The organism is Paraburkholderia caffeinilytica, from assembly GCF_003368325.1.
GTDB classification, from domain to species: domain Bacteria; phylum Pseudomonadota; class Gammaproteobacteria; order Burkholderiales; family Burkholderiaceae; genus Paraburkholderia; species Paraburkholderia caffeinilytica.
In genome coordinates, this window is record NZ_CP031466.1 from 676,390 (window position 1) to 692,738 (window position 16,349).

The following is a 16,349-nucleotide window of genomic DNA, read 5'->3' on the forward strand; positions in this document are numbered from 1 at the left end:
TGAAATATTTTGGAGCACCCGAGATGAATGCTGCCGCTAAACGAGATGCCGATCCTGCGCTGGGCGATGCGGGCAGTGCGCCTGGCCCCGGGATGCTGGAGCGCGCTTTCGCCGTGATCCGCGCGTTATCCGAAGCGCAACCCGACGGCGGCCGCGTCACGCGTCTCGCGAAAGCGGTGGGTCTGACGCAAGGCACGGTGCACCGCATTCTTCATGCGCTGATCGCAGAAGGCATCGTCGAGCAGGACGAGACTTCGAAGCTCTATCGGCTGAGTGTGGATTTCTTTGCGCTCGCCGCGCAGGCCGGCAATCCCAGCGGCATGCGCACGCTGTGCCGTCCCGCGTTGCTGCGGCTGTGCGCGAGTCTCGGCGACACGATTTTCCTGCTGGTCAAGAGCAGTTTCGACGCGGTGTGTCTCGACATCTGCGAAGGGCCGTTTCCGATTCGCTCGTTCACTGGCGATATCGGCGGGCGCGTCGCATTGGGCGTGGGTCAGGGGAGCCTGGCGATTCTCGCGTTCCTGCCCGAAGCGGAGCGCGAGGAGATCATTCGCTTTAACGTGCCGCGCATTCGCGGCTATGGCGTGCTCGACGAAGTGTATTTGCGCACCGAGATCGAACGCGTGCGCCAACTCGGTTACGCGGGCCGCAATAGCGGGGTGCTCGACGGCATGGCGGGGGTGGCGGTGCCGATTCTGGATCGCACCGGCGTGGCGGTGGCGGCGTTGAGCGTCGGCACGCTGGCGGCGCGTCTCGGCGACGATCGCCTGCCGATGGTGGTCGAGTTGCTGCGCCGTCAGGCGGACGCGATCGGCCCGCAAACCAATCCCTTCGATGTCGCGTTGCGCCGGCCTATGCATGGTTTGTCGCGCACCATGACGACTGAGCGGATCACGGGGTAGGCGGAGACGAAAAGGGCGTCACGTTGAGTCGAAACGTGATGTGGGAGCGTGCGGACAGACCCATCTTCCGCCCTAAAAGAACGTTGAACATAGGCCTATCCTGACCTCTGCGGTTGCCATACGGAGCACAATCCTTCGAACATCAGCGAGGGATGGATTCGACCGCGAGCGAATCAAACTCAATGAACAACTCAGCGCCAAGCGTAGCTGTGATTGCCGCGATGTTCTTCCTGGGTTTATTGCGTCCCCAGGAGTACGAGTTATCGAGTGCACCGAGCGCTTGCTTATACTCGTCCGCTTCAAAATCTGTTAGCACTTCCATCGAGTAAATGATGTTCTGTATCAGAAAATCGTTCACGAGACACCTCGATGCCCCTTTGAAAATCACGCGTGCGTAGTCCTTCTTGTTGTCGAACATCAAACGTAGCTCCACCTCGCCGATGTCCAGGTCGGCGGCAACGCCCAGCAAATACCAGTCGTGGAACGACTCATGTTTTTTGATCATCACGTACCAGCTCGCAGTTGTTCGGGGTCTTTACCAGATCGAATGGATTACCCTTCGGCTAACCCGGCGTGTACCAGCTGCAAGGCTTAAAATTCACTGCGACTGTATGGTCGGATAGCGCTGACGACGACCTCTTTACAGGTTAAGCGGATATCGAGTCCGATATTGGGCTCAAGGTCGAATCGGATCAAATCGTCGAGCGCATCGGATAAAGAAATCTCCATAATCGAGGCTTCTTCGAGCATGGCGTTTACATCGATCTCCGAACCTCGGATATCCAGGATATCTAACACGACCAGATAGTCGGGACCTCCATCAATGCGAGGAGCCGCATAGCGATCGTGCAGCACCTCAAGCTGGAGATCGACTAAATAACGCGCGCGGCCAGTCGGCAGCGGCTTTGAGTCCAGGCCATCGCATGAACGTCGCTTTCTCTGCAACGAGAACGTCGTCACGGCGGAGTCGTGAAAGGATGGGTAGTCTCCAAAAATCTTAACGAGCAAGCCGCTGTTCCTCGCCAGTTCCCAGCCCCACGTCTTACCTTCGATGCTCATTGTTTCCCCTTGCAATAGGCTCTACCTGCAGTTGATCGGTGACATTGGCAGATGAATGTCATCTCTCACCCCGGTATCAAAATTATGACCGTGCGCTTTCCCGTGGCTCTCGTGGTATTGGGCGCAAAGGTTGCCGCGTGAATCGAAGTAGTCTACATCGAGGCCATTCGGGTTGACGCGGTACCCGCCCGCTTCATTACCTGTCATGCGAACCCCGCGTGCGGCGACCTCCTCTGTATCGCCACCGAGCGCGCCCGGCGTGTACTCGAAAGGTTGCGCATCGCCTAGCGGCGTAGTGGTTTCCGTTAAATCGCTCGCGGCATCGGCCAATGACGCAGCGGCCCCGTTCGCATAACGGGCCGCAACCGTATTAACCTCGTCCACCATGTCGTCGTAGCGGTCCATGTAGGCCGTTGCAGCGTCGTACGACATACCCAACTTCGTCATTAACGCCTCACGGAAGCTGGGAAACCCTTTGGGTTTAGGCGCTGGATCGATCCGCGCGCCGCCTGTCCGCGATTGCTCAGCAACGAGGACAACACTTTCGCCGCGAATCATGGACTGCAAGGTCTGTATAACCTCGACGTCAGCGCTGTTCGCCGCCAACCGCTGGTGCCAATGGAAGTTCGTCCCGAGGAACGCGCGTACGCGCTGGACGAGTGCGGCATCGAGGGCCCATATATCGGCATGTGCGTTTTGCGAGAATTTCTTGCCTTCTTCAACCGCCTGTTTTTGCACGGGAGTAAGAAAGATATGCCCACTCGCGTAGGCATCCTTGCTATACATCATCCAACGTTGCAGCGAATCCGTTTTTAGTTCAGTGCCGCCCATTGCCTGGTCCTGTCGCGTGTGACGGCGTAGACCTAGCAGATTGCTGGACGTCCATGTTTTTGGGATATTCGCCGGCTTGTTCCGGGCGGAAGATTGTTACCTGAAAAAATGGGCGGCGCCTTCACAAATTGCTTAACCGACGCTCGCGGTGCGAATTTGCGCGGAAGGTCCGCGTCCTTGCGTACCGCGGCTAAATGGGCGGCGTGGGTTCGAACTTATCCTACTGTCGGTTCGCGACGACCCGCCACGAGGACTTCTTTGGGCGCATCGTTCACGCGAATGCACGCCACGCGTGTCGCGCTCGCACCATGCGTGACAGGCTGCGGAATCTCATTGGCGCAGGCCTCGATCGAATCCGGGCAGCGCGTGCGAAACGCACAACCGGAGGGCGGGCTGAGCGGCGACGCAATCTCGCCGCGCAACAGCAGATGACGGCGCGCGCGTTCAACCACCGGATCGGGCACCGGCACGGCCGACAGCAACGCACGCGTGTACGGATGACGCGGCGTGCCATACACGTCGCGCTTGTCGCCGAACTCCATCACGCGTCCCAGATACATCACCAGTACACGGTGGCTGATCGCCTTGACGACCGCGAGATCGTGCGCGACGAACAGCAGCGACAGCGACAACTCGCGCTGCAGATCGCGCAACAGGTTGACGATTTGCGCCTGAATCGAGACGTCGAGCGCCGACACCGGCTCGTCGCAGATCACCAGTTGCGGTTCGCCGATCAGCGCGCGCGCGATCCCGACGCGCTGACACTGGCCACCTGAAAACTCATGCGGATAGCGGCGCAGATGCTGCGCGTTGAGACCGACGCGTTCGAGCATCGTCAGGACACGCCGTTGCACGTCGGTGCGGGCAATGTCCTGGCCATGCGTGAGCAAGGGTTCCGCGACGATCTGTTCGATCGTCATGCGCGGATCGAGCGAGGCGAGTGGGTCCTGGAAAATCATCTGCACGTCGCGGCGCAAGCGCGAGGTATCGCGGCGCGTGCCTGTGAGCACGGTTTCCTTGTCGAGCCAGCGCACGCTGCCGCTCGCCACCGGCGCAAGGCCGATGATTGCGCGCGCCAGGGTGGACTTGCCGCAACCCGATTCGCCGACCAGCCCCACGGTTTCGCCGCGCCGCACAGTGAACGACACGCCGTCCACCGCGCGCAGCGTCGCTTTGCCGGACCACGGAAAGCCGCCACGCTGCACGCCGAATTGCACCTTGAGATTGTCGACCGATAACAGCGTTGCCGGAGTCTGGCCTTGGCCGTGGATTGCAATGGAAGTGGTGTTCATACGTGTTGTACCTCCATGATTTCCCGCACCGGCCGGTGGCAGGCGCGCAACGCGTCGGCGGCCGTCGGCGACGCCGTGAGCACCGGCCGCGACTCGCGGCACCGATCGGAGCAATACGCGCAGCGCGGCGCGAATGCGCAACCCTCGCCGACTTCGCCGGGCAACGGCGGGTTGCCGGGAATGGTTTGCAGCGGGCGGTCATCGTCGTCGGTCAGGCGCGGCAGCGCGTTCAACAGGCCGATCGTGTACGGATGGGTCGGCGCGGCGAACAGCGTAGCGGCGTTCGCCTGCTCGACGGTCTGGCCGGCATACATCACCATCACGTCGTCGCACAAGCCGGCCACGACGCCCATGTCGTGCGTGATCAGAATGATCGCGGTGCCGCGTTCGCGGTTCAGTTCGCGCAGCAGTTCGATGATTTGCGCCTGCACGGTCACGTCGAGCGCGGTGGTCGGCTCGTCGGCGATCAGGATTTCCGGCTCGGAGAGCAGGGCCATCGCGATCATCACGCGCTGCCGCATGCCGCCGGAGAACTCGTGCGGATACATGCCGATGCGCCGCGCGGCATCGGGAATACGCACCGATTCGAGCGTTTCGATCGCGCGGCGGCGCGCTTCGCGGCGCGACATCTTGCGATGCAGTTGCAGCGTCTCGGTCATCTGCCGTTCGATCGTCAGGAACGGGTTGAGCGAGGTCATCGGATCCTGAAAGATCATGCCGATGCGGTCGCCACGGATCCTGTTCAACGCGGCTTCGTTCATCGTCAGCAGGTTTTCGCCGCGATAGGTCGCGGCGCCCGACACCTTGCCGTTGCCGGCCAGGAGGCCGAGCAGCGCCATCACCGTCTGGCTTTTGCCCGAGCCCGATTCACCGACAATGCCGAGCGTGCGGCCCGCTTCGAGCGAAAACGATACGCGCTGCACCGCGTCGACGGGCGCGCCCTCGCGGCGCGTGAAGCGCACGCTCAGGTCTTTGACTTCGAGTAGCGGCATGTCAGCGGTCCTTCGGGTCGAACGCGTCGCGCAAACCATCGCCGACGAAATTCACGGAATACAGTGCGATGCACAGCATCACGGCCGGGCACAACAGCAGCCAGGGCATCGAATCGAGTTTCTGCGCGCCGTCCTGGATCAGCACGCCCCAGCTCGTCATGGGTTCCTGCACGCCGAGGCCGAGGAACGACAGCACCGATTCGGTCAGCACGATATTCGGCACCGTCACGCTCGCGTACACCACCACCACGCCGAACAGATTCGGCACGATGTGGCGCGCGATGATCGAACGCGAACTCACGCCGATGGCACGGGCGGCGTCGATGAATTCGCGCGAGCGCAGCGACAGCGTCTGGCCACGCACCACGCGCGCCATGTCGAGCCACGAGAACGCGCTGATGGTAAGCACGACCAGATAGAACGCGCGGCCGAACAGCGTCATCATCAGGATGGCGATCAGCATGTAGGGGATCGCGTACATCATGTCGACGACACGCATCATCACCGCGTCGACGCGGCCACCCAGATAGCCGGCGGTGGCGCCGTACGCAACGCCGATCAGCCCCGACACCAGCGTGCCGAGCAGGCCGACTTCCAGCGACACGCGCCCGCCTTGCAGCGTGCGCGCGAGCAGGTCGCGGCCGAGTTCGTCGGTGCCGAACCAGTGCATGTTTTGCAGCGTCGGCGCGAGGCTGATCGCGCTCCAGTCGCTGTCGATCGGGTTGTTCGGCAGGAACCACGGACCGGCCACGCAGGCAATCACGATCAGCAGCAAGACGACAAAGCCAGTGAAGGCCGCGCGGTTGCGCACGAAGCGCGCGGCAGCCGTGGCGAGCGGGCCGCGCGAACGCGGTGCGTTGGCAATGGCCGCAAGCGGATCGAGCGCCGCGGCAGTCGTTTGGAATGAGCGGGCCATGGATCAGTACCGGATGCGCGGATCGAGCCATGCATACGCGAGGTCGACCAGCAGATTGAACAGCACGGCGACGGCGGTCGTCAGCACGACGAGGCCGAGCACGAGGGTGTAGTCGCGATTGATCGCGCCGTTGACGACCAGCTGGCCGAGACCCGGCAGCGCGAACACCGATTCGGTGACCACGGCCGCGGTGATCGACGAGATACAGATCGAGCCAAGCAGCGACACGACGGGCATCAGCGCGGGCTTCATCGCGTGGCGCAACACGATCGTGCGGCCCGGCAGACCCTTGGCGCGCGCGGTGCGGATGAAGTTGCCCGACAGCACTTCGATCATGCTGCCGCGCATCACGCGCGCGATCCCGGCGACGTTGATGATGACGAGCAGCACGATCGGCAGGACGCGATAGCGCCACTCGCCTTCGCCCCAACCGCCGGCCGGCAGCCAGCCGTGGCCTTCGGAAGTCTTCAGCAGGATCGCGAAGACCCACACCAGCACCGGCCCGAGCACGAACGGCGGCACCACGTTGCCGATATTGCCGAGCACCATCACGAAGTGATCGATGAAGCGGTCTCGTCGCACTGCGGCGAGCGTGCCGAGCGTGACGCCGATCACCAGCGCGATCGGCACCGACACGCCGCCCACCCCGAGGCTCACCGGCAACGCCTTCCACACCAGGTCGTTGACCGACCAGTCGGCGTAACGGAACGACGGACCGAGATCGCCGTGCAGTAACGAGCCGAGATAGTGGAGGTACTGCAGCCACAGCGGTTCGTCGAGGTGATACTTGGCGTTGAGGTTCGCGAGCACGGCCGCCGACAGGTGTTTCTCCGTGTCGAACGGCCCGCCCGGGGTGAGGTGCAGCAGCAGATAGCACGCGGTGATCACGGCGAGAATCGTCGGGATCGCCCAGAGCGTGCGGCGCAGCGTGTAAGCCAGCATGACGGTGCTCCCGCGCTTAGTGCTTGATCAGATACATGTCTTGCGTGGCGCGCTGGTCGACGTAATTGGTCGACGTGTAGCCGCCGACATACGGCTTGACCAGCCGGTCCGCCGAGTACTGGAAGAGCGACACCAGCGGGTAGTCGTTCATGGCCAGATCGTGCGCCTGCGTGAGCAGGGCGGTGCGCTTCGCGTCGTCGAGCTGCTGGTTGCCTTCGTCGACCAGCTTGTCGACCTGCGGGTTGCAGTAGCGCTGATCGTTCTGCACGCTGTTGCAGCGTATCAGGTCGAAAAACGAGTTGGCGTCGTTGTAGTCGACAAACCAGCCGTCGCGCGAGGCCTGCACCTTGCCGTCGTGGCGTTGCTTGAGCAGTACCTTGTATTCGACGTTTTCGAGCCTTGCGGTCACGCCGAGCTTGGTGCGCCATTCCGAGGTGGCAAACAGCGCGACCTTCTTGTGCAGGTCGTTGGTGTTGTAGGTGAGCGTGAACGTCAGCGGCTTCGCGTCCGAATAGCCGGCGGCTTTCAGAAGATTGCGCGCGTAGTCGACACGCTTCGCCATCGGCCAGCTTGCCCACTCAGGCGTGAAGACGTTCGCGCCTTCCGTGCCCTTGGCGATCAGGCCGTACATCGGCACTTCGCCGTCGGCCGTCAGGCGCTTGGTCAGCAGGTCGCGGTCCAGCACCATCGCCAGCGCCTGGCGCACGCGCTTGTCCTTGAACGCCGGGTCGTCGTTGTTCAGGCTGTAGTAATAAGTGGCGATCTGCAGGCCGGTTTTCAGTTCGGAGCCGAACTGCCTGCTGACTTGCGCGTAGATGCCGGACGGAATCGAATAGGTGTAGTCGAACTGGCCGGCCTGGTACATGCGCATTGCCGTTTCGTCGTTTTCGATCGGCAAATAGGTCACTTTCGTGATCACGACCTTGGCGGCGTTCCAGTATGTGCTGCTTTTGGATGCGACCAGGCGGTTGCTCGGCTGCCAGTCGGTCAGCACATACGGGCCGTTACCGACGAAGTTGCCAGGCCGGGTCCAGTCGGCGCCGAATTTGGCGACGGTCTCACGATTGACCGGGACCATGGCCGGCATGGCGGTCAGTTGCGGGAAGAAGGCGGCGGGCACTTCGGTGGTGACTTCGAGCGTGTACGGATCGACGGCGCGCACAGCGAGGCTCGAGAGCGGCGCCTTGCCGGCGAGGATCGCCTTGGCGTTCTTCACGAACTCGAGCAGTATCGTGTATTTCGAACCTGTCTTCGGATCGAGCACGCGTTGCCATGCATAGACGAAATCAGCCGCCGTGACTGGCTGGCCGTTGCTCCAGCGTGCGTCGTGACGCAGCTTGAAAACCCACGTAGTCGGACCGGTGCGCGTCCACGATTGCGCGACGCCCGGCACGATCGCGCCGGCCGCGTCGATTCGCGTCAGACCTTCGAACATGTCGAGTGCGATCGTGTCGCCGGTCCAGGACTCGATATGCGCGGGGTCGAGCGACTCGGTTTCGGACGGGACCTGGCGGGTCATCTCCTGGCTGGCAGCAAGCGTGACACCGGCGGGCACCGTGACGGCGAAGGCGGAGGGCTGAAACGTAAGGACGAGCGCGGTCAGCGCCGTCGCGTAGGCGAGCGGGGTTTTCATCGGTTGAGATCGCAGGAAAAGTCGAGAGAGGAACGCGCTGGCGCCAGAGCGCCCGGTTATCCGCGGTGCTCGGGCCGGGGCGGCCCTTGTTGCCCGTGCTTGTTGCGCGGCATGCAGGATTCCTTACATTTCGTAATGCAGGCAAACCCTGGCCGGATCAACCGGAAAAGGCGCCCGCTTCTTAGAACAGTCTCGGTGTGCCCACCCAGACGACTACCGATTCCTTGCGCGCGGTATTCACCCAGCTGTGCGGCACCGTCGATTCGTAATGCGCGCTGTCTCCCGCATGCAACACGAACGTCTTGCCTTCCAGCGTCAACGACACTTCGCCGTCGATCACATAAACAAACTCTTCCCCGGCATGCGTGGTCACTTCGGAGCGTTTCTGCCCGGGCGGCATCCTCACGAGGATCGCTTCGAGCTGACGGCCGCCCGTCAGATTGGTCAGCCGTGCAAACAGATTGGCCGAGTCCGCAAAACCGAAAAACTTCAACTGATCGCCGCGGCACACCGAGCGTTCTTCGCTTGGCGTGTCGACGAAATACTGCACCGTCACCCCGAGTGCGTGGGCAATCCCGGCCAGCGAAGTGATGGACGGTGACGCCAGCCCCCGTTCGACTTGCGACAGAAACGGCTTGGAAATGCCTGCCGCGGTTGCCGTGTCGTCCAGCGTGCGCTTGAGCCGTTGCCGCAGCGCGCGGATCTTACTGCCGAGTTCGAGTGCCGGATTCGTCTTTTGAATTGTCGTGACCATAGCAGGAGGAAATTAGCCCGTCAAAATTTGTTTGATATAAGTAAATATGGTTTGATTGCGGTCCAGGCCGGGGTGGCGGGCCGTTCAGCGCCCGGTCGTGCAAGGGGCCGCATTTTCGAGACAACGCTCTATGTTGCCAGAACCGAAATTCTCATCAGCCGTTTTGACCGGTGATCGGCCAGAAACTGAAGGCGAATGCGGTAAAGAATTCTGTATGCACAAGGTATCCGGATTGGTGCAGGTTGAGTATCAGGAGACGTTAAAGGCATGACATCAAAGACTATTTTCAGTCACACGCGACTGCGCAACGAAGCCATATGGCATGTAAGAGCAGGTAATTGGGCTGGCATCAGTGAATTCCCTGAGTGACGGGCCGGGCTTCTGTTTGCAGAATCTGCCCCGCTTGGCGGATGGGCGCACGCGTTCGTATCGGACGCGACGCCGGCCGCCGTTTTTCATTCCGCGCGCAGCGATCCTGCGCGGCGGAGCATTGTTCGGCGCGTTCCATCAGAACGCTGGCCGGCATGAGGATATGACTATCACTGCCGATTTTTCCCGCCGCGGGTTTCGTGCTCGCCGCCCGGCGCGGCCGCCATCCGCCGCTCGCCGTCCGCCGGATGGCGGTTCCGCACCATGCTTTATCATTGAGCCCGTTCCGCTTGCCGGAACTTGCCGGACCCCGAGCCCGATGTGGCGCAGCGCTCCCCAAGAGCGCTTCCTTCGGGGCGTCCCGCGTGGCGGGCCTCCATCCTATCCCCTGGTTTTTCCGCTGATGCACGCGCCTCGCTTTGCAGCCTGGTTTGCAAATGAGCGCGCACGCGAACGTGTAGACGAAATGCCGCTGACCAGGCACATGCCGATGCGTGTGTGCGTCGTGCGTGCTCCGTCGACCGTTGTCCCAGATCCAGTTTTTCGCGGCGCGTGGCCGGTCTACGCGCCGCTGCAACCGTAAGAACAAGAGGTACATGATGAATTCATCCAATCCGCGCGGCGCACCGGTCTCGCAGACCCGTTCGTTCTCGACGGTCTTTCTGATCGAGATGTGGGAGCGCTTTGGCTACTACGGGATGGCCGCGCTGCTGGTCCTGTTCATGATCGACAAACTGCACTTCACCGACAGCCACGCCACCCTCACGTGGGGCGCGTTCACGGCGCTGGTGTACGCATCGCCGTCGATCGGCGGCTGGATCGGCGACAAGATTCTCGGCGCGCGCCGCACGATGATCTTCGGCGCCGGCGTGCTGGCGGCCGGCTATTTCATGCTGGCGCTGCCCAACGAGCAATTGAGCTACATGTACGCGTCGCTCGGCGTGATCGTGGTGGGCAACGGGCTGTTCAAGGCGAACGCCGCGAACCTCGTGCGCCGCATTTATGAAGGTGACGACGCGCGCATCGACAGCGCATTCACGATCTACTACATGGCGGTCAACATCGGCTCGACGGCGTCGATGCTCGCGACGCCGTGGATCAAGGATCATTGGGGCTGGCACACGGCATTCGCGGTCTGCTGCGCGGGCATGCTGCTGTCGGTGCTGAACTACTTCATTATGTTTCGCACGCTCGCGCATATCGGCTCCGCGCCGGACGCCGCGCCGATCCGCTGGAAGCGCGTCGGCGCGGTCGCGCTGGGCGGGATCGTGCTCGGCACGGTCACGATGTTCGTGCTGCAGCACAAGGCGATCGCGGTGGCCTGCGTGTACACGGCGGGCGTGGCGATTCTGGCGATCTTCGGCTACATGCTGGTGAAGTGCGAACGCTCGGAACGCTCGGGTCTGGTTGCCGCGCTGATTCTGACCGCGCAGGTGATCCTGTTCTTCGTGTTCTATGTGCAGATGTCGACGTCGCTCACGCTGTTCGCGCTGCGCAACGTCGATCCGCGCTTCATGCTGTTCGGCGAGACGCTGTTCACGTGGAGCGCCGCGCAGTTCCAGGCGCTCAATCCCATCTGGATCATGTTGCTGAGCCCGGTGCTCGCACTGCTCTATACGAAGCTTGCGAAGAGCGGCAAGGACGTGCCGGTGGCGGTCAAATACGCGTTCGGCTTCGCGGTGGTGGCGGCCGGTTTCTTCGTGTATGCGGCGAGCGGCAACTACGCGGTGAACGGGCGCGTCTCGTCGTGGTTCATGGTGGGCGGCTACGGCTTGTATTCGCTCGGCGAATTGCTGGTGAGCGGGCTCGGTCTCGCGATGATCGCGCGCTACGTGCCGGCGCGGATGAGCGGCTTCATGATGGGCGCTTACTTCGTGGCAACCGGCGTGTCGCAGTATCTGGGCAGCGTGGTCGCGAATTTCGCGCAGATGCCGGCGGGCGATATGGACCCGCTCGAATCGTTGCCGCTGTACACCAAGCTGTTTACGGGCCTGGGCTGGCTCGCGGCAGTGGGGGCGCTGGTTGCCGTGCTGCTGTTGCCGATGATGCGCAAGCTCTCGCGTGAACATCAGCGCTGCAGCGACGAAGCGCGTGAAAACGCGCGGGAAGCCGCTGCATTGAACGGGGTGGCGACGGAGTAATCGCTCCTGGTGGCACAACAAAAATGGCGCGCCTCGTATTACAGAGGCGCGCCATTTTGCATTTTATGCCCGCTCCGATGGCGGCGACGGAGGTAAGCTTACGGTCGGCGTTGGTCTTTCGGAATAACCATTCCCCCGGATATTTTAGGTAACCACTCGGATGGACATCCATATCGCGGTCGACGGCCGTCACGATCTGTCCGGACAGATCTACCGCCAGCTGCGTGCCGGCATACTCGAAGGGCGCCTCGCAGGCGGTACGCGCTTGCCTTCCACGCGCGATCTCGCCACGCAGTTGGGCGTTTCGCGCAAAACCACGCTCGACGCATTCGAACGCTTGCTCTCCGAAGGCTTTCTGAGCGCCCGCGCCGGTTCGGGCACCTTCGTCGCCGATGGTCTGGAGCGGCTGCCGGTGGGGCGCTCATCGCATGCACTGGCCGGGGAGTCGGCACGCGAGCGGGTGAAGGCAAAGCAGAAAGCGGCGGCGCGCGCGCAGCCGCTGTGGGAGCAGATGCCCGAGACGCTGCCATTGCCGCGGCCCACGGTGGCCTCGCCGCACGATTTCGTCGGTGGCGCGACCGACAAATCGCTGTTCCCCTTCGACGTCTGGCGCCGTTGCGTGAACCACGCATTGCGTGTGCAGGCGCGCGGTCCCGGCACGTATCGCGAGGTGGCCGGCGAGCAGGAGTTGCGCCTCGCGATTTCGCGCTACCTGGCGTTCAACCGGGCGGTCGCGAGCAACTGGGACGATGTGATCGTCACGCAAGGCGCGCAGCACGCGCTCGATCTGATCGCGCGCATCACCTTGCGGCCCGGCGAAATCGCCGCGCTCGAAGACCCCGGCTATCCACCGGTTCAGGCGTGCTTCACGGCTACGGGCGCACGCGTGGTGCCGGTGCCGGTAGACGCCGAAGGCCTGATCGTGAGCAAGCTTCCGGACAAGGCGCGGCTCGTCTACGTGACGCCCTCGCATCAGTTCCCGCTCGGCATGGCGATGAGTCTGGAGCGGCGTGTCGAGTTGCTCGAATGGGCGCAGAAACGCGGCGCCGTGATCATCGAGGACGATTACGACTGCGAGTACCGCTTCGAAGGCCGGCCGATGGAGCCGCTGAAAAGTCTCGACCGCGCCGGTCTGGTCGCTTACGTGGGCACGTTTTCGAAGACGATTTTTCCGGAGCTGCGGGTCGGCTATGTGGTGCCGCCGGCCTCCCTTTATAGTCCGCTTCTCAAGGCCCGCCAGATCGCCGACTGTCACGGCTGCACGCTCACGCAAACCGCGCTCGCGAACTTCATGCTCAATGGCGACTTCGCCAAACATCTGCGGCGCATGCACAAGACCTATGCGGAGCGCCGCGCGATGCTGCTGAAACATCTGCAGGGCGAGCTCGCCCCCTGGTTCGACCCGATCGTGCCGGCTGCCGGTATCCATATGGCGACGCGGCTGAGGGCGCCGTTGACCGAGGAGGCGCTGGTGAGCGCCGCGCGTGAGGCGTCGATCGGTTTGTATGGACTCGCGCCGTTTTATCGGCGCGCGAAGCCGCAGCCCGGCTTGATGTTCGGCTACGGCAGCATCGCTGTCGAACATATCGACGCGGCGCTGACGAGACTCGCCGACGTCATGCCGCGCCTCGTCCGCTGACGATCCCAGGCCAGCACACATTCAAAACCAGGAGAGCGAGCACGATCGGAAGCACGTCGGCCGGCCATGATCGTGAGGCGAAACGGTCGGCGATTTTCTGTCGCAAAATAACGTTAGCCGCCCCCTGCAGAGACTTTCGCTGCAGGGGGCGTGTTTTTTCCGCCGCGTGAATCGGCGTGGCGAGCGCGTCGGCGACCCATGGTTTTGCCATCGAGCCGCGATCCGACGACGATCGTCCGGCGCCGAAAGTGCCGTTTTTCAAGCATCGAAATGGCTTGTAACGCACGTTACGTGTTCGTGTTGCAGACCCGTCCGATACCTGTCGACGCACGTTTACCCGCTAAAACAAGGATCAAAATGTGTTGCGCAGTCTGCGCCGCGCAACAAACCTTCGCTGTTATACACAAAAGAGTCGCGCAAATCGTATTAGCGCTTGTAGAATCCGGCGTTGAAGCGTGCGCATACCGTGTGCGCTTCGTGCAATTTACTGACCACTACAGGTAGGAGAAACATGCCGACTTCCGCAAAAAAGGTGGCCAAGAAGGCTGCTGCCCCGGTACCGACCAAGAAGGTTGCTGCAAAGAAAGTCCCTGCGAAGAAAGCCGTCGCAGCTAAGAAGGTCGCCGTGAAGGCGTCCAGCGCTCCGTCGCCGATCAAGGACACCTTCACGAAGGCCTCGCTGGCTGCACACGTCGCTGAACGCGCCGCTGTGGAACCGAAGACCGCCAAGGCTGTTCTGGCCGCGCTCGAAGACACGATCCTCGGCGCTGTGCACAAGAAGGGCGCTGGCGAATTCACGCTGTCGGGTCTTCTGAAAATCGTCGTGCAAGCTGTGCCGGCGAAGAAGAAGCGCTTCGGCAAAGACCCGTTCTCGGGCGAAGAGCGTTGGTTCCCGGCCAAGCCGGCTAGCGTGCGCATCAAGGCACGTCCGCTGAAGAAGCTGAAAGACGCAGCAGCAAGCTGATCGTGCATCACGCGTTGCCACGGTTTTTAACGGTGGTCTTTTAGCCATGTGCTTCTGACCGCGCGTTTTTAGCCAGGCGTTTTTAACGGTGTGTTTTTAACCGTGCGCTTTAGTCGTGCGCTTTAGCCGTGGTTAACGTTTGAGCCGACCCGCAGTGCGAGTTGTCCGAATCCCCGAGGATGAGAATCCTCGGGGATTTTTTTATGCGTGCCCGCCGTGGTCCTGGCGAACTCGCCGCCGCCCGCCGCCCGCCGCGGTGCCGTTTGTGCACCGTACTAGCGCATCATGGGCCGCCGCAGTACGATGACAGCGAGGCCATGCCGGTCGGGATGCGCTCTTTGCGTGCATGCGCTGCGTTGAGCACGCGAAAAGCTCAATGGCATAGCGCTTGCTTGAACGATTGTCGAACACCGAATGCGCAGCGCATTCGCCTTCTATCCGACAACAAGAGCGGGGCGTGACATGCGATGCTATGACGAGATGCGTCATCATGACGATGCCGTGCGGCCACACTACGCGCGTTTTGAGCGGTGGCTGGTGAAGCAGGGCAATGAGGCGATCGCACGCAAGCGTGCGGAAGCCGACCTGCTGTTCCGCCGGGTCGGCATCACTTTCGCGGTGAACGGCGATTTGTCCGGCACCGAGCGGCTGATTCCTTTCGATCTGATTCCGCGCATCATTCCGCGCAGCGAATGGCAGACACTGGAGGCCGGTCTGCGTCAGCGGGTGCAGGCGCTCAATCTGTTTATCCACGACGTCTATCACGATCGCAACATTGTCCGCGCCGGTATCGTTCCGGCCGACCAGGTCTATACCAACGCGCAATACCGGCCTGAAATGCAGGGCGTCAACGTGCCGCTCGGTGTTTACGCGCATATCGCCGGCGTCGACGTGGTGCGGGCCGGCGACGAGGGCGAGTTCTACGTGCTCGAAGACAACCTGCGGGTGCCGTCGGGCGTCTCCTATATGCTGGAAAACCGCAAGATGATGATGCGGCTTTTCCCTGAGCTGTTCGTGCAGAACCGCATTGCGCCGGTCGCGCATTATCCCGATCTGCTGCTCGACACACTGCGCTCGGTCGCGCCCGAAGGCGTCGACGATCCGGTCGTGGTGGTGCTCACGCCGGGCATGTACAACTCCGCGTATTTCGAGCACACCTTCCTCGCGCAACAGATGGGCGTCGAACTGGTGGAAGGCAAGGATCTGTTCGTCGACGACAACTATGTGTTCATGCGCACCACGCAGGGACCGAAGCGAGTCGACGTGATCTACCGCCGCGTCGACGACGATTTTCTCGATCCGCTCGCCTTCCGCGCCGATTCGGCGCTGGGCGTGCCGGGTCTGTTGACTGCGTATCGCGCCGGACGTGTGGCGCTGGCGAACGCCATGGGCACCGGCATCGCCGACGACAAATCGATCTACCCGTACGTGCCGGAAATGATCGAGTTTTACCTCGGCGAGAAGCCGATCCTCAACAATGTGCCCACGTTCCAGTGCCGCAAGCCCGACGATCTCGCGTACACGCTCGCGCATCTGTCCGAGCTGGTCGTGAAGGAAGTGCACGGCGCGGGCGGCTACGGGATGCTGGTGGGACCGGCGTCGACGAAAGCCGAAATCGAATCGTTCCGTGAGCGCCTGATTGCGCGGCCCGCGGGTTATATCGCGCAGCCCACGCTCGCGCTCTCCGCGTGTCCGACCTTTGTCGAATCCGGCATCGCGCCGCGCCATATCGACTTGCGCCCCTTCGTGCTGTCCGGCAAGAGCGTGACGATGTGCGCGGGCGGTCTCACGCGCGTGGCGTTGCAGGAGGGCTCGCTCGTCGTCAATTCGTCGCAGGGAGGCGGGACCAAAGATACGTGGATGGTCGACTGACGCGGTTGCCAATGCGATCGCCGCGATTGCTCAGGTAACCGCT

The 16,349-nt window shown here is 62.4% G+C and carries 14 protein-coding genes; 5 read left to right on the forward strand and 9 right to left on the reverse strand.

The window, feature by feature from the left end; genetic code table 11:
* The first annotated feature begins 23 nt into the window (after positions 1 to 23).
* Positions 24 to 902 (forward strand): IclR family transcriptional regulator, encoded by an 879-nt coding sequence (locus tag DSC91_RS03025; protein WP_115776765.1) that lies wholly within the window; start codon positions 24 to 26, stop codon positions 900 to 902.
* A 142-nt stretch (positions 903 to 1,044) separates the two neighbouring features.
* Here DSC91_RS03025 and DSC91_RS03030 read toward each other — a convergent pair whose 3' ends face one another.
* The 9 genes from DSC91_RS03030 to DSC91_RS03070 form a co-directional block, all read right to left on the reverse strand.
* A complete protein-coding gene (locus tag DSC91_RS03030) occupies positions 1,045 to 1,410 on the reverse strand; it encodes a hypothetical protein (protein ID WP_162831322.1) in 366 nt (121 codons plus the stop codon).
* 83 nt (positions 1,411 to 1,493) lie between these two features.
* The gene (locus DSC91_RS03035) at positions 1,494 to 1,961 is read right to left on the reverse strand and encodes an Imm50 family immunity protein (RefSeq protein ID WP_115776767.1); all 468 of its coding nucleotides are present in this window, start codon (positions 1,959 to 1,961) and stop codon (positions 1,494 to 1,496) included.
* Positions 1,962 to 1,982: 21 nt separating this feature from the next.
* Positions 1,983 to 2,792: a hypothetical protein gene (locus DSC91_RS03040; protein ID WP_115776768.1), complete on the reverse strand. Its 810-nt coding sequence runs from the start codon at positions 2,790 to 2,792 to the stop codon at positions 1,983 to 1,985.
* 215 nt (positions 2,793 to 3,007) lie between these two features.
* A complete protein-coding gene (locus DSC91_RS03045) occupies positions 3,008 to 4,084 on the reverse strand; it encodes an ABC transporter ATP-binding protein (RefSeq protein ID WP_115776769.1) in 1,077 nt (358 codons plus the stop codon).
* Complete coding sequence (locus DSC91_RS03050) at positions 4,081 to 5,076, reverse strand: ABC transporter ATP-binding protein (RefSeq protein WP_115776770.1); 996 nt, start codon at positions 5,074 to 5,076, stop codon at positions 4,081 to 4,083. Before DSC91_RS03050 ends, DSC91_RS03045 begins: the two co-directional genes overlap by 4 nt.
* Before the next feature lies 1 nt (position 5,077).
* On the reverse strand, positions 5,078 to 5,992 hold the full coding sequence (locus DSC91_RS03055; protein WP_115776771.1) for an ABC transporter permease: 915 nt from the start codon (positions 5,990 to 5,992) through the stop codon (positions 5,078 to 5,080).
* 3 nt (positions 5,993 to 5,995) lie between these two features.
* On the reverse strand, positions 5,996 to 6,934 hold the full coding sequence (locus tag DSC91_RS03060; protein ID WP_115776772.1) for an ABC transporter permease subunit: 939 nt from the start codon (positions 6,932 to 6,934) through the stop codon (positions 5,996 to 5,998).
* 16 nt (positions 6,935 to 6,950) lie between these two features.
* Positions 6,951 to 8,567, reverse strand: coding sequence for a peptide ABC transporter substrate-binding protein (locus tag DSC91_RS03065; protein ID WP_115776773.1), 1,617 nt, complete (start codon positions 8,565 to 8,567; stop codon positions 6,951 to 6,953).
* A 181-nt stretch (positions 8,568 to 8,748) separates the two neighbouring features.
* Entirely contained in the window at positions 8,749 to 9,321 is a 573-nt protein-coding gene (locus DSC91_RS03070; RefSeq protein WP_115776774.1) for a cupin domain-containing protein, read from the reverse strand.
* 968 nt (positions 9,322 to 10,289) lie between these two features.
* Here DSC91_RS03070 and DSC91_RS03075 point away from each other — a divergent pair.
* The 4 genes from DSC91_RS03075 to DSC91_RS03095 all read left to right on the forward strand — a co-directional run bounded on the left by DSC91_RS03075 (position 10,290) and on the right by DSC91_RS03095 (position 16,306).
* The gene (locus tag DSC91_RS03075) at positions 10,290 to 11,831 is read left to right on the forward strand and encodes a peptide MFS transporter (RefSeq protein WP_115779663.1); all 1,542 of its coding nucleotides are present in this window, start codon (positions 10,290 to 10,292) and stop codon (positions 11,829 to 11,831) included.
* Positions 11,832 to 11,991: 160 nt separating this feature from the next.
* Complete coding sequence (gene pdxR, locus DSC91_RS03080) at positions 11,992 to 13,470, forward strand: MocR-like pyridoxine biosynthesis transcription factor PdxR (RefSeq protein ID WP_115776775.1); 1,479 nt, start codon at positions 11,992 to 11,994, stop codon at positions 13,468 to 13,470.
* Positions 13,471 to 13,981: 511 nt separating this feature from the next.
* Positions 13,982 to 14,434: an HU family DNA-binding protein gene (locus tag DSC91_RS03090; RefSeq protein ID WP_115776777.1), complete on the forward strand. Its 453-nt coding sequence runs from the start codon at positions 13,982 to 13,984 to the stop codon at positions 14,432 to 14,434.
* A gap of 462 nt (positions 14,435 to 14,896) precedes the next feature.
* The gene (locus DSC91_RS03095) at positions 14,897 to 16,306 is read left to right on the forward strand and encodes a circularly permuted type 2 ATP-grasp protein (RefSeq protein WP_115779664.1); all 1,410 of its coding nucleotides are present in this window, start codon (positions 14,897 to 14,899) and stop codon (positions 16,304 to 16,306) included.
* Positions 16,307 to 16,349 lie beyond the last annotated feature (43 nt).